The following is a 17,352-nucleotide window of genomic DNA, read 5'->3' on the forward strand; positions in this document are numbered from 1 at the left end:
GCCGCTGCTTTCTTTGCTTACTTTCTTTGCAGCAGCAAAGAAAGTGAGTCCCGCCCCGGACAGGGGCAGAGCAAATAAACCAAAGACAAAGCAAGTTCCAAAGAAGCCTGAGTGCATCAAACGGTGTAAACACCCTCAACCCCCCCCCCCCCCCCCCCCCCAGCGCCAGCGCCCTCAAAACGAGTGATGAATACCCGCAAGCACGATCACCTGGTTCGCCGTGCTCGACACGCCCGCCGTGAAGAACGCGCCCTTCGCACCGCCCGTACCATGCTCGTAAAGCGCGTTCACGTAGAGCTGCGTCGACTTCGACAGCAAATAGATGTCACCGATCTCGAACTGCGTCCAGCGCTTGCCCTCCAGTGACGTGGTCGCGGCGCCGCCCGCGATCCAGTTGGTCGGGATCATCTTGTAGGTCGCGCCGGCATCCCACGACTGGTACGTGTCCGAGAACCCGTTCGATTCCAGCTTCACGCGCGTATACAGTGCGTGCACGAGCACCTTGCCGATCTCATACGACACCCCGGCGCCCATGTTCTGCAGCTTGTCCGCCATATAGGTCGCGGCGGGCTGGCCCTGGAACGTGGTGATGCCGGTCGTCACGATCGACGGCGTGCGGTTGTGCTCGTTCGAATAGCTAGCGGCCGCGCTGAACGGACCATTCGCATAGGTCACGCCGAAGCCAACCGACTTGCCATACGAGAAATCGGTGGTGTTGCCGAGTCCCATCATCGCGCCGAATGTGAAGCCGCCGAAACTCGCCGAGCGGAATTTGGCCGAGTTGTCGTAAGGCACGACGCCCGTGTCGGCCAGTGCGTCGATGTTGCCCGGGTGGAACGCGTACCAGCTCGCAGCCTGATATCCGGTCGAGAGCGGGCCGAGCATGTCGAAGCTGAACGGCGTCTGGTGGCCGAACGTCACCGTGCCGACGTCGTTATGGCTCAGGCCCACGTACGCCTGCCGGTTCCACAGCACCCCGCTTTTCGCGAACGCGCCGGTATTCGTATAGAAGCCGTTCTCCAGTTGCGCGACCGTCTTCAGTCCGCCGCCCAGGTCCTCGACAATCTTCAGGCCCCAGCGGTCGGGCTGCATGTTGCCCTGTTCCTCGATCCACTTCGGATGCCCGCCGGCGTTGTTGATATACGCGATGCCGGTATCCAGACTGCCGTACAGCGTCACGCTGCTCTGCGCCCATGCGCCCGATGCCATGCCGGCCCCGATCAGTCCGGCTGCGATGATGTGCTTCACCCTTTGTTCTCCTAACCGTGTGGTACATGAGCGGGACCTGATCCCGCCGCTCTTCTGCTGTTTTCTTCCTCGCATGGACCGCCTGCCTCCGCGTCCGGCAGACATCGTTCCGTTTGTTCCATATATGGTTCGATGTGCCGCTGATGGAAAGTATAGTGAGTTTGCGCGCCGAAAAAAATAGCGTTTTGAGAGGGGAAATCGACTGATCAATGCGCCTTGGCGCGGCGCAAAAAATGGCTGTAAGCCTTACCGGGCGGCCCTCTGCGCATGTCAATTGCGACCAAAAGCGGCTTCGCGAAGCACATTTTCAGGACGCGCCCTCGGTGTTTTCACCTACCACACAAGTTTTTGTTTTTCTTCGGCAAAAACCGCTTCTATAATGCCCATACATAAACTGGCGTTCCGTAGATGGAACGTAGTCGAACCAGAGGAAGGGTGAAAGATGTCTGAACAATGGCGCTGCGCCGGACATGCCGGTGACTTGTCGGAAGACGCTCCGATCGAATTCAAGCTCGACGACGGCGTGGAAATCGGGATCTACAAGGTGGGCGACGAGGTGTACGCCCTAGAGAACGTCTGCCCGCATGCCTATGCGCTGCTGACGCAGGGTTTCGTCGATGGCGACACGATCGAGTGTCCGCTGCACGAGGCCGTGTTCCATATCCCGACGGGCAAATGCTTGAAAGAGCCCGGCGGCCGCGACCTGAAGACGTATTCGGTCCGGCTGGCCGGTGAAGAAATCCAGATCAAGGTGGAATGACATGCGAGAGATTGCCGTGAACTTCAATCCCTTCCTCAAGCCGTGGCTTGCGCCGCAGCCGAACAACGTCGCCGGGAAGGGCGTCATCGAAAAGCCGGGTGCGACCGACAACTTCATCTGGCAGACGCGCAAGGCCGAGCCGACGCAATACGAAAACGACTTCGGCGATGCGCTCGAACAGGTGTTCGAGGCGGGCGCGCTGGAACTCGATCAGGTCGTCGAAGGCTTGAACCGCGTGGGCTTTCGCACGCCCGAGGGCAGTGCGTGGACCGCTGAGCGGCTCGCCACGGAACTGCGCACGCTGGCCGAATGACGGCGGCATTCAACGAACACGTATCCGGAGTTTCTTCATGACGTCCCCCAATACAAACACTGTTGCTGCCGACCCGGTCCAGGCGTATCTCGATCGCGGCCTGCGCAATTACTGGTATCCCGTGGCACCGAGCTGGCAGGTCGCCAATGCGCCGATCGGCCTCACGCGGCTCGGCGACCAGATCGTTCTCTGGCGCGATCAGGAGGGCAAGGTTCACGCACTCGAAGACCGCTGCCCGCATCGCGGCGCGCGTCTCTCGCTTGGATGGAATCTCGGCGGCAGCATCGCGTGCTGGTATCACGGAGTCGAAGTGGATGGCGGCGGTGTCGTGCAGAAGGTGCCGGCCGTGTCCGCGTGTCCGCTCGAAGGACAGAAATGCGTGAAGTCGTATCCGGTCGAAGAGCACGCGGGCGCGATCTTCCTCTGGTTCGGCGACGACGCGAACAAGGAACCGGCGCCGCTCGTGCTGCCGGAAGAACTCGTCGGCGACGAGTACGCGAGCTTCCTTTGCATGTCGCACTGGAAGTGCAATTACCAGTACGCGATCGACAACGTGATGGACCCGATGCACGGCGCATATCTGCACGCGACGTCGCATTCGATGGCCGAGGGCGACAAGCAGGCCGACATGCGCGTGCGCAAGACCGATACCGGCCTGATGTTCGAGAAGGTCGGCCAGCGCGACGTGAACTTTGACTGGGTCGAACTCGGCGAAACCGGCTGCCTCTGGATGCGCCTCGCGATCCCGTACAAGAAGAAGTTCGGCCCGGGCGGCAACTTCGGGATCATCGGCTTCGCCACGCCCGTCGATGAAGACAACTGCCAGGTGTACTTCTGGCGCACGCGCAAGGTGTCGGGCTGGCAGCGCGACGCGTGGCGCTTCCTGTATCGCAATCGCCTGGAAGGACTGCACTGGGACGTGCTCGAACAGGACCGCTACGTCCTGGAAAGCCTGGCGCCCAACGCGCGCAGTCGCGAATTCCTCTATCAGCACGACGTCGGCATGACGCGCGTGCGCCGCATGTTGAAGCAGCGTGGACAGGCGCATCTCGCGGCCCTCGACGCTCACCGGGCGGAACAAGCCGCCGCGCAATCGGGGCAGGCTCATGCATGACGCGCTGAAAGGCCGGCGCGTATTCGTGACCGGCGGCGCTCGCGGACTCGGCGCGGCGTTCGTGACATCGCTTGCCGAAGCGGGTGCGCATGTCGCGTTCGGCGACGTGCTCGAAGCCGAAGGCCGCGCGCTCGCCGAAGCACTTCAGGAAGCGGGCCACACCACGTATTTCGTCCCGCTCGACCTCGCCGATCCGGCGAGCGTCAAGGCGTGCGTCGCGATGTGCGCGGACAAGCTCGGCGGACTCGATGGCCTCATCAACAACGCCGCGATCACGAACTCGGGCGGCAAGTCCGCCGATGAACTGTCGGCGGCGACGTGGGATGCCGTGATGAACGTGAACGTGCGCGGCACCTGGCTAGCGAGCACGGCGGCCTTGCCGTATCTGCGCGACTCGGGGCGCGGCGCGATCGTGAACATCGCATCGGACACGGCGTTGTGGGGCGCGCCGAAGCTGCTCGCGTACGTCGCGAGCAAGGGCGCCGTGATCGCGATGACGCGTTCGCTCGCACGAGAATTCGGTGCGCACGGCGTGACGGTCAACGCGATCGCCCCCGGCCTCACCGAAGTCGAGGCGACCGCGTACGTGCCGGCCGAGCGCCACGAGTATTACCTGAAGGGCCGCGCGCTGAACCGCGCGCAAGTTCCCGACGACGTGAACGGCCCCGTGTTGTTCCTGTTGTCCGATGCGGCGCGCTTCGTGACCGGCCAGTTGCTGCCGGTGAACGGCGGCTTCGTGATGAATTGACTTGTATACAGCTGACTAGGAGAGATCGATGGCGGATGCAGATATCGAACGCAATTCGTGGGACCAGCCCGCGGAAGCGAGCTTCGCGCAGTGGATGGAATCGCGCGTCGCGCGGCTTGAAACGCGCAAGTACGACTGGGACGCGCTGAAGTTCCAGGCCGACTACGACCCGAAGTATCGCCGCGCGCAGATGCGTTATGTCGGCACGGGCGGCACGGGCGTCGCGAAGGACGTGAACACGGTCCCGGCCGGCGGCTTCACGTTCTCGACGATGGTCATTCCCGCCGGCAACATCGGGCCGAGCCACATCCACATGGACGTCGAAGAGATCTTCTTCGTGATTCGCGGAAAGATGAAGGTGATCTGCGAGAAGGACGGCGAATCGTGGGAGACGATCGTCGGCGAGCGCGACCTGATTTCGGTGCCGCCGGGCGTGTATCGCACGGAAGTGAACATCGGCGAGGAAGACGCGCTGATGTGCGTGATGCTCGGCGCACCGAAGCCGATCACGCCGACCTATCCGCCGGATTCGCCGCTTGCCAAGCTGAAGCGCTAAGCCCATGTCCGCTCATCTCACTCACGCCGACGCGCTCGCGCAGTTTCCCGAGGCGCGCGTCGACACCATGCAACTGACGCGACGCACCATCGGTTATCGCGAGGCAGGTGCAACGCATCCGCACGCGATGCCGGTCGTGTTGCTGCATGGCATCGGGTCGGGCGCGGCATCGTGGGTGCGGCAGCTCGAATCGCTCGGCGCGACGCGGCGTGTGCTCGCATGGGATGCGCCGGGCTACGGCGCATCGACGCCGGTCGCGCCGGCATCGCCGGTTGCATCGGACTACGCGGCGGCGCTCGCCGACTGGCTCGACGCGCTCGATATCGAACGCTGCGTGCTGGTCGGGCATTCGCTTGGCGCGATCGTCGCCGGGGCGTTCGCGGCGGAACATGCGTCGCGGGTCGCGGGCCTGCTGCTGGTGTCACCGGCGAGCGGATATGGCGCGGCATCGGCTGAAGTGCGCGAGACGAAACGCGACGCGCGTCTTGCGATGCTCGCGGAACTCGGCCCGCAAGGTCTCGCCGAACAGCGCAGCGCGAACATGCTCTCGGCGCATGCGAGCGACGCGGCACGCGACTGGGTGCGCTGGAACATGGCGCGCATCGTGCCGCAAGGCTACGCGCAGGCGACGCATCTGCTCGCGAACGCGGATCTCGCCGCGGATTTGAAACGCTATCGCGGACGCATCGCGGTGGCGGTCGGCGCCGCCGACGCAATCACGACGCCGGCCGCGTGCGAGCGCATCGCACAAGCGGCGGGCGTGAGCCTGCAGGTGATCCCGAACGCGGGCCACGCGGGCTACATCGAATCACCCGCCGCCTACACGACGCTGATCGACGCGTTCTGCAGGACCGGCGCTGAACCACGGAGCAATTGAATGACACCCGACACGATAGAACCCGTCGGCACGGCATCCGACGATGCAGAAAAAGCCGACACGAACTACATGGTGCCGGGCCTCGAACGCGGTCTGAAGATCCTGACCGAGTTCTCGCCGCGCGAACCGGTGCTGGGCGCGCCCGAATTGTCGAAGCGCCTGAAGATTCCGCGCACGACGGTGTTTCGCCTGTTGCAGACGCTCGAATCGCTCGGCTTTCTAGAACGCGCCGACAAGGACCGCAACTACCGGCTGGGCGTCGCGGTGCTGCGCCTCGGCTTCGAATACCTGAGTTCGCTGGAGCTGACCGATCTCGGCTTGCCGATCCTCGAAGGCTTGCGCGATGCGACCGGGCTCACGAGTCACATCCTGATTCGCGATGGCCGCGATGTCGTATTCGTCGCCAAGGCGCAGAGCCTTGCGCCGATCTTCAGTTCGGTGAAGGTGAACGTCGGCACGCGCCTGCCCGCCCATGCGACGACGCATGGCCATGTGCTGATGGGCGACCTGACGCTCGACGAACTGCGCGCGCTGTATCCGGAGAAGTCGCTCGAACGCTTCACGAAGCTCACGCCGGAGACGGTCGAGGAACTTTACGAACGCGTCAGGGAGGATGCCGAGCGCGGCTATGCGATCAGCCAGTCGTCGTTCGAGCGCGGCATTTCGGTCGTCACGGCGCCGGTGCGCAACGACACGGGACGGATCGTCGCCGTCATCGCGACGACGATCCCGCGTCCCGAAATCGGCGCGACGCTGTTCGACAGCGGTCTCGTCGACAAGGTGCGCCACGCGGCAAGCGAGCTTTCGCGGCGGCTGAACTACCGGCCCGCAGCGGAAAACAAATACATGAAGTCATTGGGGTTGCAATGATCCAGATCGATCTCACAGGCCAGGTGGCGGTGGTGACGGGCGGCTCGTCCGGCATCGGCCTCGCGACGGCCGGACTCTTCCTGCAGGCGGGCGCATCCGTGGCGATTTGCGGGCGCAATGCGGAGCGGCTCGAAGCGGCGAAGGCGTCGCTCACGGCGCGGTTTCCCGAAGCGGACCTGCTCGCCGCGTGCTGCGACGTGCTCGAAGCGGACGACGTCGCCGCGTTCGCCGCGCAGGTCGCCAGCCGTTTCGGACGCACCGACATGCTGGTGAACAACGCAGGACAAGGCCGCGTCTCGACCTTCGCCGACACCGCCGACGAAGCCTGGCGCGAGGAACTGGAGCTGAAGTACTTCAGCATCATCCGCCCGACCCGCGCCTTCCTGCCGATGCTGCGCGAGGCGAAGGCCCCGTCGATCGTGTGCGTGAATTCGCTGCTCGCGTTGCAGCCGGAGCCGCACATGGTCGCGACCTCGTCGGCGCGGGCGGGCACGCTGAGTCTCGTCAAGTCGCTCGCGGGCGAACTCGCGCCCGAGCGCATCCGCGTGAATTCCATCCTGATCGGCATTGTCGAGTCAGGGCAATGGCGGCGCCGTTTCGAAACGCAGGCGCAACCGGGCCAGAGCTGGGAAGACTGGACCGCCGAACTCGCGCGCAACAAAAACATTCCGCTCGGCCGCTTCGGACGTCCCGAAGAAGCGGCGCAGGCGCTCTTTTACCTGGCCACGAACCTGTCGTCGTACACGACCGGTAGCCATATCGATGTCTCTGGAGGCGTAGCACGACATGTCTGACACAACCACCGTTGGCGAACTGATCGCCGCTTTTCTCGAACAATGCGGCGTGCGCACGGCGTTCGGCGTGATCTCGATCCACAACATGCCGATCCTCGATGCGATCGGCCGGCGCGGCAACATCCGCTACGTCGGCGCGCGCGGCGAAGCCGGGGCGCTCAACATGGCCGACGGCCTGGCGCGCGTGTCGGGCGGTCTCGGCGTCGCGTTCACGTCGACCGGCACGGCGGCCGGCAACGCGGCCGGTGCGATGGTCGAGGCGCTGACCGCCGGCACCGCGCTGCTGCACGTCACCGGACAGATCGAAACCGAATACCTCGATCAGGACCTCGCGTATATCCACGAAGCGCCCGACCAACTGTCGATGCTGTCGTCGATTTCGAAGGCCGCGTTCCGCGTGCGTTCGGTGGATACCGCGCTGCCGACGATCCGCGAAGCCGTGCGGGTCGCGCAGGCCGCGCCGAGCGGTCCGGTGAGCGTCGAGATTCCGATCGACATCCAGGCCGCGCAAATCGAATGGCCCGCTGATCTCGCCGCCCCGCACGTCACGACGCTCACCCACGACAACGCCCGCGTCGAGCAGCTTGCGAAGGCGCTCGTGGGCGCGAAGCGTCCGTTGCTGTGGCTCGGCGGCGGTACGCGTCACGCGCGTTCGGCCGTCGAGCGGCTGGTCGCGCTCGGCTTCGGCGTGGTGACGAGCGTGCAGGGGCGCGGCGTGCTGCCCGAAGACCATCCGGCGACGCTTGGCGCGTTCAACGTGCATCCGTCGGTGGAGAGCTTCTACAAGACGTGCGATGCGCTGGTCGTCGTGGGTTCGCGTCTGCGCGGCAACGAGACGCTGAAGTACAAGCTCGCGCTGCCGCAGCCGCTCTATCGCATCGATGCCGACGCGCTCGCCGACAACCGCGGCTACCGCAACGAACTCTTCGTGCACGGCGATGCGGCAGCGGTGCTCGACGATCTCGCGACGCGTCTCGAAGGCCGCCTCGCGGTCGATCCGACGTTCGCCGCCGACCTCGCGGCGGCGCGCGAAACCGCCGTCGCCGATGTGGCGAAGGGACTCGGGCCGTACAAGCGCCTCGTCGATTCGCTGCAACGCGCGGTGGGCCGCGACTACAACTGGGTGCGCGATGTGACGATCTCCAACAGCACGTGGGGCAACCGCCTGCTGAAAGTGTTCTCGCCGCGTGCGGGCGTCCATGCGCTCGGCGGCGGCATCGGGCAGGGCATGCAGATGGCGATCGGCGCGGCGCTGGCCGGGTCGGCGGCGAAGACGGTGTGTCTCGTCGGCGACGGCGGTTTGATGGTGAACGTCGGCGAACTCGTCACGGCCGTGCAGGAAAAGGCCAACGTGATGATCGTGCTGATGAACGACCAGTGCTACGGCGTGATCCGCAACATCCAGGACGCGCAGTACGGCGGCCGCCGCATGTTCGTCGAGTTGCATCAGCCGGACTTCGCGCAATTCTGCGCAAGCTTCGGCTTGGCGCACCGCCGCATCACGTCGCTCGACCATGCCGACGACATTATCCGCGAAGGGCTCGCGATCGACGGCCCGGTGCTGGTGGAAGTGGACATGCTGTCGGTCGGTTCGTTCGCGACCGCGTTTGCCGGCCCGCCCGTCAAGAAGGAAGAGCCGAAGGAGCCGGAATATGCGTAACGCCCACGGTTCCCGCGCTGCGATCGACGTCGCGATGATCGGCTTCGGCGCGATCGGCTCGGCGGTGTATCGCGCGGTCGCCGACGATCCGCTGGTGCACGTCTCGCATGTGATCGTGCCGGAGCGCTACACGGCTCAGGTTCGTGAGGTGGTCGGCGCGGACCTGGACGTGGTGTCGACGGTCGATGCGCTCTCCAGCCACCCGCAGTTCGCGCTGGAATGCGCGGGGCACAGCGCGCTCTTCGATCACGTCGTGCCGCTGCTCAAGTCGGGCACGGACTGCGCGGTCGCGTCGATCGGCGCGCTCTCCGACGTGAGCCTGCTCGACGCGCTCTCGAACGCGGCCGACGAGGGCGCGGCGACGCTCACGCTGCTGTCGGGCGCGATCGGCGGCGTCGATGCGATCGCCGCCGCGAAATTCGGCGGCCTCGACTCGGTGCTGTACACGGGCCGCAAGCCGCCGACCGGCTGGCTCGGCACGCCCGCCGAAGAACTCTGCGACCTGCGCGCGCTGACCGAGGAACGCGTGATCTTCGAAGGCACTGCGCGCGATGCGGCGCGGCTCTATCCGAAGAACGCGAACGTGGCCGCGACGATCGCGCTCGCGGGCCTCGGCCTCGACGGCACCATCGTGCGCCTGATCGCGGACCCGGCCGTCGAGCGCAACGTGCACCGGATCGTCGCGCGTGGCGCATTCGGCGAGATGTCGCTGGAGATGAGCGGCAAGCCGTTGCCCGACAACCCCAAGACCTCCGCGCTGACCGCGTTCAGCGCGATCCGTGCGCTGCGCAATCGCGCGGCACGCTGCGTGATTTGAAAAGCCGGCTGCACAGCCCAAGGAACGAACGAGATGAACCAACCCGAATCCAGTCTGATCGCGTCGAGCGATATCTTCATCGGCGGCGAGTGGCGCGCCGGCCGCGGCACGCCGTACGCGAGCGTGTATCCCGCCGACCAGTCGATCAACGCCGAGATCACGGCAGCCAGCGCCGACGATGCGCGCGATGCGGTCGAAGCCGCCGATGCAGCGTGGCGCAAGCCGAACTGGGCGGGTTTGAAGCCGCATCAGCGCGCGGCCGTGCTGCATCGCATCGCCGACCTGATCAACGTGCGGCATGAAGCGCTCGCGCAGTTGCAGCGCCGCGACAACGGCAAGCCGATCAGCGAGACGCGCGGGCTCGTCACCAGCGCCGCGAACACGTTCCGCTATTTCGCGGCGTGCGTCGAGACCTTCGAGGAATCGCTCACGCCCTCGCGCGGCGACTTCATGACGATGAGCGTGCATGAACCGCTCGGCGTCGTCGCGGCGATCACGCCGTGGAATTCGCCGATCGCCTCCGACGCGCAGAAGCTCGCGCCCGCGCTCGCCGCCGGCAACGCGGTCGTGCTGAAGCCTGCCGAAGTGACGCCGCTCGCGTCGCTTGCGCTTGCTCGCATCTGCGAGGAAGCGGGCGTGCCGGCCGGTGTGATCAGCGTGCTTCCGGGCAAGGGCTCGATCGTCGGCGATGCGCTCGTGCGCCATCCGCTCGTGAAGAAGATCGCGTTCACGGGCGGCACGGAAGTCGGGCGCGGCATCGCGCGTCTGGCGGCGGACAAGCTGATGCCGGTATCGCTCGAACTCGGCGGCAAGTCGCCGACCATCGTGTTCGCCGATGCCGACCTCGATCATGCGGTGAACGGCGTGCTGTACGGCATCTTCAGCTCGTCGGGGGAATCGTGCATCGCGGGTTCGCGCCTGTTCGTGCAGCGTCCGGTCTATGCCGAGTTCGTCAGGCGTCTCGCCGATGGCTCGCGCAAGCTGCGCGTCGGCGACCCGTCGCGCGAGGACACGCAGATGGGGCCGCTCATCACGGGGCAGCATCGCGAATCGGTCGAGCGCTATGTCGCGCTCGGTGTGCAGGAGGGCGGCAAGTTGCTGTGCGGCGGCGAGCGCCCGAGCGGAGATAACCGCGAGCAAGGCTTCTTCTATCTGCCGACGATCCTCGAAGGCCTCACCAACGACGCACGCATTTGCCAGGAAGAGATTTTCGGGCCGGTGCTGGTCGTCATGCCCTTCGACGACGAAGCCTCGCTGCTGAAAGAAGCCAACGACAGCGTATTCGGCCTCGCCGCCGGCATCTGGACGGCCGACTACAAGCGCGCATGGCGCCTCGGCCGCGCGCTCGAAACGGGCACGGTCTGGATCAACACGTACAAGCAATTTTCGATTTCGACGCCTTTCGGCGGCTGGAAGGACAGCGGCATGGGCCGCGAGAAAGGGCGTCTCGGCATCTGCGAGTACATGCAGCAGAAGAGCATGTACTGGGGCCTGAACGACGCGCCGCTGCCGTGGGCGAACTGAAGAGGTTTATATGACGATCCTTGGCATTGAACAGATCACCTACGGCGTGACCGACCTCGCCACCTGCCGGCGCTTCTTCGCCGACTGGGGCCTGAAGGAAGTCTCGCACGACGAAACGCGGGCGCGCTTCGAGTCGCTGAACGGCTGCACGATCCTCGCCGTCGACGGGAACGACCCGTCGCTGCCGCCCGCGTTCGAGACCGGACCGACCTTGCGCGAAGTGACCTGGGGCGTGGCGACCCGTGAAGAACTCGACGCCTTGCGCGGACGCTTCGCCGGCCAGCCGGGCCATTTCGAAACCGACGAGGCGGTCGGCTGCATCGATCCGAACGGCATGGCGATCCGCGTGGAAGTCACCCGCAAGCGCGCCATCGACGTGAAGGGCTCGCCGTCCAACGTGTGGGGCCAGAGCCTGCGCATCGATACGCCGAGCCCGGTGTACGAGCGCGCCGAGCCGGTCGAAGTGGGCCACGTCGTGTTCTTTACGAACTGCGTCGCGGAGCAGGAGAAGTTCTATCACGAGCTGCTCGGCTTCGAGACCTCGGACCGCTATCCGGGACGCGGCGCCTTCATGCGCTGCGCGCCGCACGGCGGCCATCACGACCTGTTCCTGCTGCAACTGCCCGACGGCAAGCGCGGCCTGAACCACGTCGCGTTCACCGTGCGCGACATCCACGAAGTATTCGGCGGCGGCCTGCACATCAGCCGCTGCGGCTGGACGACGCAACTCGGGCCGGGCCGGCATCCGGTTTCGTCGGCGTACTTCTGGTATTTCCAGAATCCGGCGGGCGGGCTGATCGAGTACTACGCGGACGAGGACATCCTCACGCCCGACTGGCAGCCGCGCGACTTCGAGCCGGGCCCGACCGTGTTCGCCGAATGGGCGGTGGACGGCGGTCTCGACGGCAACACGCGGCGCCAGAAGAACGCGAAGGCACCCGAAGGCAAGTTCATGACGGAGCGCAAAAATGGCTGATGACATCCTTCAGGACGCGCCGCGCACGATCGTCGTCGTCGGCGGCGGACAGGCGGCGGGCTGGATCGTGAAGACCTTGCGCAAGGAAGGCTTCGAAGGCCGTCTCGTGATGATCGCCGATGAGATCCATCTGCCCTACGAGCGTCCGCCGCTGTCGAAGGCCGTGCTTTCCGGCGATGCCGACATCGATACCGTGCGCCTCGTCAGCACCGACGACTTCGCCGCGCTCGACGTCGAAGCGTGGCAGCCGGACTGCGCGACATCGATCGACCGCGAAGCGCGCCTCGTGCGCACGGCGAGCGGTCGCGAGGTGCACTACGACCGCCTCGTGATCGCCACCGGCGGTGCCGCGCGGCGCCTGCCCGAGTCGCTGGTGAAGACCTCGCATCTTACTTACCTGCGCACGCTCGACGATGCCGTCACGCTGGGCACGCGGCTGCGTCAAAGCCGCCGCGTGCTGGTGGTCGGCGGCGGCTGGATCGGGCTCGAAGTCGCGGCGACGGCGCGCAAGCTGGGCGTCGACGTGACGGTGGTCGAAGGCGCGCCGCGCCTGTGCGGACGCTCGGTGCCGCAAACGGTCTCGGACTTCCTGTTCGACCTGCATCGCTCGAACGGCGTGGACATTCGGCTTGGCGCATCGCTCGTCTCGCTCGACGATCACGAAGACGGCGTGCGCGCGACCTTCGCCGATGGCTCGACGCTCGACGCCGACTTCGCCGTCGCGGGCGTCGGCCTCACCCCGCACACGGCGATCGCGGAGCAGGCGGGCATCGAAGTGAACGACGGCATCGTCGTCGACGAATTCGGCGCCACCGCCGATCCGTTCGTGTTCGCTTGCGGCGACGTCGCGAATCATCCGAACGCGTGGCTCAAGCGCCGCGTGCGGCTCGAATCGTGGGCGAACGCGCAGAACCAGGCGATCGCAACCGCCAAGGCGCTGATCGGCGTGCGCGTGCCGTATGCGGAGATTCCGTGGTTCTGGTCGGATCAGTACGACGTGAACCTGCAGATTCTCGGCGACATTCCGGCCGGCACCGAACCGGCCGTGCGCGGCGACCTGCAGGCGAGGCGCGCCACGCTCTTCTTCCTCGATGACGGCATGATCCGCGGCGTCATCGCGATCAACTCGCCGCGCGATCTGAAACTCGCGCGCAAATGGATGAGCCAGGGGCGTGCAGTCGACGCCGCGACGCTCGTCGATGCGGCCAAGGCGCTCGCATAAACATCAGGCACAGGACAGGGAACAGGCATGAGAACTATCGGCAACACCATCGCGGGGCAGGGCGGCGCCAGTGTCTCGGGCACGGTGACCAAGGGGTCGATCATCGCCCGCATCGAACGCCTCCCGGCTAACGCGATGCAGGTGCGCGCGCGGATTCTGATCGGCGCGGCGACTTTCTTCGACGGCTTCGACGTCATCACCATCGCGGCCACGCTGCCGCTCTTGATCCAGAAGTGGGGGCTGACGCCGGGGCAGGTCGGCTTCCTGATTGCTTCGGGTTCGATCGGGCAACTCGTCGGCGCGTTCCTGTTTCCGTCGCTCGCCGAACGCTATGGGCGCGTGAGGTCCATCGCCTGGAGTTCCGGGATCATCGGCGTGACGAGCATCGCGTGTGGCTTCGCACCGAGTTTTGCCGTGTTCGTCGCGCTGCGGATCGTGCAGGGCCTCGGGCTTGGCGGCGAGTTGCCGGTGGCCGCGACTTACATCAACGAGATCACGCGCGCTCATGGACGCGGGCGCTTCGTGCTGCTCTACGAGATCGTCTTCCCGATCGGCCTCCTGGCATCGAATGCGCTGGGCGCGTGGATCGTGCCGCGCTTCGGCTGGGAAGCGATGTACCTGATCGGCGGCGTGCCGCTCGTGCTGTTTTTCCTGTTGCGCACGCTCGTGCCCGAATCGCCGCGCTGGCTCGGCGAGCAGGAGCGCATGGCCGATGCCGACCGCGCGCTCAGCAAGTTCGAGGCGAGCGTCAAGGGACCGCTGCCGCCCGTTGCAAACATCAGCGAATTCGAGGCGATGGTGCATCGTCACCCGAAGCGCCGCATGCTCGACCTGTTCGGACCCGCCTATATCAAGCGCACGATTGCCGTCGCGCTGCTCTGGATGACCTGCGGCGTGATCCAGTACGGCCTCTCGACGTGGCTTCCCACGATCTACAAGACCGTCTATCACGCGCCGTTGCAGCTCGCGCTGAATCTCGCCGTGGCGGCTTCGGTGCTCGGCGTGCTCGGGTCGCTGACGTGTGCGCTCATCGTCGACAAGGTGGGACGCAAGCCCGTCATCAACCTTTCGTTCGTGTTGTGCGCCCTGTCGCTCGCGGCGGCCGGCGTGTTCCATGCGCAGTCGGTGTATGTCGTCGCGGGTTTGTGCGCACTGGCGCTCGGACTGATGGCTTGTGGCTTCATTACCGCCTACGTCTATACGCCCGAGCTCTATCCGACGAGCATCCGCGCGTTCGGCTGCGGGCTCGGCGGCGCGTGGCTCAAGGTCGCGGCGATCTTCGCGCCGGCGCTGGTGGGCAAGACGCTGGTCGGCGGCAATCTCGACGTGGCGTTCTACACGCTCGCCGCTGTGCCGATGCTGGCCGCGGTCGCGGTGCATTATCTCGGCATCGAGACGAAGGGCAAGGTGCTGGAGCAATTGGAGGCTTGAGGGGGGGTGTCGCTGGCGCTTGGGGGTGGGGTTGTTGTTTACACCGTTTGATGCGCTTGTGCTTCTATGGAACTTGTTTTCTTATTGGTTTATTTGCTCTGCCCCTGTCCGGGGCGGGACTCACTTTCTTTGCTGCTGCAAAGAAAGTAAGCAAAGAAAGCAGCTTCCCACCGCGAATGCTTGCCATACGCCGCTAGCCCGTTATGTCGGAGTGGTCCAACCGGGGGAGTGTCGTTAGCGGGGTTTCATCGTTGTTGGCATGTAGAAGAGGCACGGGATTCGCACCGCTATACGAAGTGGACCAGCAGTCATTCATCCGGCCTCGCGCTACGCGCTCACCCGTTAGGCAAAAGCGGAATCCATCGCGATCGCTATGTTTATGCTTGCCGCATGCTTCAATTCACCACCGCCTGGTAGACCTTTCGTCGGGCACGAAGTGCCAGGACGGATGAATGATTGCTGGTCCACTCCCGATAGTGGTGTGACGTGCGCGCCTCTTCTACATGCCAACAACGATGAAACTCCGCTAACGACACTCCCCCGGTCGGGCCACTCCGAATAGCGCGTGCGTTGCCGTATGCGAACTGCTGCTTGAAAAAGCTGCTTTCTTTGGTTACTTTCTTTGCAGCAGCAAAGAAAGTGACTGCCGCCCCGCACAGGGGCAGAGCTAATAGACCAATACCAACACAAGCTCCATAGAAGCGCAAAAACCATCGACGGTATAAATGGCACCCAGGCCCGAGCGCCAGCGGCCCCGAAAGCCGTCCCGCAGGCGCAGCAATCGAACCGGTACCCCGCCATGTCAAACGCGACCGCCGACGTCGAACTCAAACTCGGCGACAAGACCCTGTTCGGGAACGACGCGGGCGAGGACGAAGATATTGAAGTCCTCACTTCATATTTCGTAAACCAGCCGGCATTCGACGACTTCCTGGATTCGAGCGTCCGGCTCCAGGTCGCGCGTGCGAGGAAGGGCATGGGCAAGTCGGCGCTGCTGTCGAAATTCGCGCACGACCTCGCCGGCCTGCCGACGGAGCCGTTGACCGTGCATGTGGTGCCGTCGACCCTCACGGGCATGCTGGAACCGCCAGACACCGAAAATTCGACGATCCTCGAAAACTACTGGAAGCAGGTGATCTGCCGCGCGGTCGGTTTCGAAATCGCGAAGGCAATCGGCTTCGCCTATCGGGACGATGCCATCACGCTCGTGGAAAACGCCGAGCTGGCGGGCTTCAAGGGAAGAAGCCTGATCGGTGCGCTGACGAGCCGCCTGCTCGGCAAGATCACGGTGCTGGGCGCCATCGAGATCAAGAACAATCCCGTCGAGCTGCGCAGCCACGATCAGGTGCTCAAGCGCATCCAGGAGGAAGCGAGGGACGCGCGAGACGTCTGGTTCCTGCTCGACGATCTCGACACCAAGTATCAGAACGTGCCGGCCCAGCAGGCCTATGTGTCGTCGTTTTTCTCGGCATGCCGCAGCCTGATACGCGAAATAAAGGGCATCTCGATCAGGGCGACGGTGCGCAGCGATGTCTGGACCAGCCTGCGCGGCGCGGAAGATCTCGACAAGTTCGAGCAGTATGTCTGCGATATCGCCTGGAGCACGGCCCAGCAAAAGGACATCATCGTCAAGCGGATCTACGCCTACGTTAAACGCAACCATGGCGGCTCCCATGTGGCCACGCACTGGAGCATCGAAAAGCATGCCGACGACTTCATCGAACTGGCCTTCGCGCGCCGCTTGAAATGGGGTGACAGCGCCGTCCCGGCCATCAATATCCTGCGTATCTTCTCGGGCGGCAGGCCGCGCTGGATGGCGCAACTCTGCCGACTCGCGGGCAACCGCGCCGCCGTCAACAAGAGCGCCCGCATCGGCGCAAGCGAAATCAACGAAGTGATGGCCGATTTCGGCAAGCGACGCTTGGCCGACTTGTACAAGGAACATCTGCATCAATTCCAGGACCTGAAGAAGGTCGTCGAGGCGTTCAGCAATGGCGAGCGCCGCTATCGCACGGACGACCTCGTCAATCACATCACGAAGACCTATCTCCGTGGCAAGAGCATCAAATCGGTTCCCGAGGTCGACGGCGCCGCGTTCAGGGATTCGATGCAGATCGCGCATTTCCTGTTCAAATGCGGCTTCGTGGTTGGCCACAATCTAGAGAAGGCGACTCAGGATTCACCCGAATTCGTCACCTACGACATGCGGCCCGACCTGCTCCAGGTGGATACCAATCTCGACGACGGCATGGACTGGGAGATTCAGGCCTCGTACCGGAAGGCGCTGCGCATACGCTGACAGCGGTGACAGGCGCGCACCGGGCGCCCGGGCATGCCCCTCACAAATGTTCGGCCGACACCGAACATTCGCTCGCTCGCATGACGACACGGTCGATCATACAGATGGCACTGCCGGCGGGCGGTATCGTCATCGACAATCGC

The 17,352-nt window shown here is 64.8% G+C and carries 16 protein-coding genes; 15 read left to right on the top strand and 1 reads right to left on the bottom strand.

The window, feature by feature from the left end; translation table 11 throughout:
- Nucleotides 1–174: 174 nt before the first annotated feature.
- Entirely contained in the window at nt 175–1,209 is a 1,035-nt protein-coding gene (locus AWB68_RS25980) for a porin (RefSeq protein WP_235028506.1), read from the bottom strand.
- A 481-nt stretch (nt 1,210–1,690) separates the two neighbouring features.
- Between AWB68_RS25980 and AWB68_RS25985 the strand changes: the two genes are divergently transcribed.
- The 15 genes from AWB68_RS25985 to AWB68_RS26060 all read left to right on the top strand — a co-directional run bounded on the left by AWB68_RS25985 (nt 1,691) and on the right by AWB68_RS26060 (nt 17,209).
- On the top strand, nt 1,691–2,008 hold the full coding sequence (locus tag AWB68_RS25985) for a non-heme iron oxygenase ferredoxin subunit (protein ID WP_087647214.1): 318 nt from the start codon (nt 1,691–1,693) through the stop codon (nt 2,006–2,008).
- Nucleotide 2,009: 1 nt separating this feature from the next.
- Nucleotides 2,010–2,321: a recombinase-like helix-turn-helix domain-containing protein gene (locus tag AWB68_RS25990; protein ID WP_087647215.1), complete on the top strand. Its 312-nt coding sequence runs from the start codon at nt 2,010–2,012 to the stop codon at nt 2,319–2,321.
- 37 nt (nt 2,322–2,358) lie between these two features.
- A complete protein-coding gene (locus AWB68_RS25995; RefSeq protein ID WP_087647216.1) occupies nt 2,359–3,435 on the top strand; it encodes a Rieske 2Fe-2S domain-containing protein in 1,077 nt (358 codons plus the stop codon).
- Nucleotides 3,428–4,183, top strand: a complete 756-nt coding sequence (locus tag AWB68_RS26000; protein ID WP_087647217.1) for an SDR family oxidoreductase — start codon at nt 3,428–3,430, stop codon at nt 4,181–4,183. Before AWB68_RS25995 ends, AWB68_RS26000 begins: the two co-directional genes overlap by 8 nt.
- A gap of 28 nt (nt 4,184–4,211) precedes the next feature.
- On the top strand, nt 4,212–4,739 hold the full coding sequence (locus tag AWB68_RS26005; RefSeq protein ID WP_087647218.1) for a cupin domain-containing protein: 528 nt from the start codon (nt 4,212–4,214) through the stop codon (nt 4,737–4,739).
- A 4-nt stretch (nt 4,740–4,743) separates the two neighbouring features.
- A complete protein-coding gene (locus tag AWB68_RS26010) occupies nt 4,744–5,616 on the top strand; it encodes an alpha/beta fold hydrolase (RefSeq protein WP_087647219.1) in 873 nt (290 codons plus the stop codon).
- Entirely contained in the window at nt 5,617–6,486 is an 870-nt protein-coding gene (locus AWB68_RS26015) for an IclR family transcriptional regulator (protein WP_087647220.1), read from the top strand.
- A complete protein-coding gene (locus tag AWB68_RS26020; RefSeq protein ID WP_087647221.1) occupies nt 6,483–7,280 on the top strand; it encodes an SDR family oxidoreductase in 798 nt (265 codons plus the stop codon). Before AWB68_RS26015 ends, AWB68_RS26020 begins: the two co-directional genes overlap by 4 nt.
- A complete protein-coding gene (locus AWB68_RS26025; RefSeq protein ID WP_087647222.1) occupies nt 7,273–8,940 on the top strand; it encodes a thiamine pyrophosphate-binding protein in 1,668 nt (555 codons plus the stop codon). The genes AWB68_RS26020 and AWB68_RS26025 overlap by 8 nt, the downstream gene beginning before the upstream one ends.
- Nucleotides 8,933–9,757 carry an aspartate dehydrogenase gene (locus AWB68_RS26030; RefSeq protein WP_087647223.1) on the top strand — a complete coding sequence of 275 codons (825 nt, stop codon included), beginning with the start codon at nt 8,933–8,935 and terminating at the stop codon, nt 9,755–9,757. Before AWB68_RS26025 ends, AWB68_RS26030 begins: the two co-directional genes overlap by 8 nt.
- Nucleotides 9,758–9,790: 33 nt before the next feature.
- Nucleotides 9,791–11,281 (top strand): aldehyde dehydrogenase, encoded by a 1,491-nt coding sequence (locus AWB68_RS26035; protein WP_087647224.1) that lies wholly within the window; start codon nt 9,791–9,793, stop codon nt 11,279–11,281.
- Between the two features lie 10 nt (nt 11,282–11,291).
- Nucleotides 11,292–12,257: a VOC family protein gene (locus tag AWB68_RS26040; RefSeq protein WP_087647225.1), complete on the top strand. Its 966-nt coding sequence runs from the start codon at nt 11,292–11,294 to the stop codon at nt 12,255–12,257.
- Nucleotides 12,250–13,479, top strand: a complete 1,230-nt coding sequence (locus AWB68_RS26045) for an NAD(P)/FAD-dependent oxidoreductase (protein ID WP_087647226.1) — start codon at nt 12,250–12,252, stop codon at nt 13,477–13,479. The genes AWB68_RS26040 and AWB68_RS26045 overlap by 8 nt, the downstream gene beginning before the upstream one ends.
- A 27-nt stretch (nt 13,480–13,506) precedes the next feature.
- On the top strand, nt 13,507–14,910 hold the full coding sequence (locus AWB68_RS26050) for an MFS transporter (protein ID WP_087647227.1): 1,404 nt from the start codon (nt 13,507–13,509) through the stop codon (nt 14,908–14,910).
- A gap of 799 nt (nt 14,911–15,709) precedes the next feature.
- Nucleotides 15,710–17,209, top strand: a complete 1,500-nt coding sequence (locus AWB68_RS26060) for a P-loop ATPase, Sll1717 family (protein WP_087647229.1) — start codon at nt 15,710–15,712, stop codon at nt 17,207–17,209.
- Nucleotides 17,210–17,352 lie beyond the last annotated feature (143 nt).

Source organism: Caballeronia choica (genome assembly GCF_001544535.1).
In the GTDB taxonomy this organism is placed as follows: domain Bacteria; phylum Pseudomonadota; class Gammaproteobacteria; order Burkholderiales; family Burkholderiaceae; genus Caballeronia; species Caballeronia choica.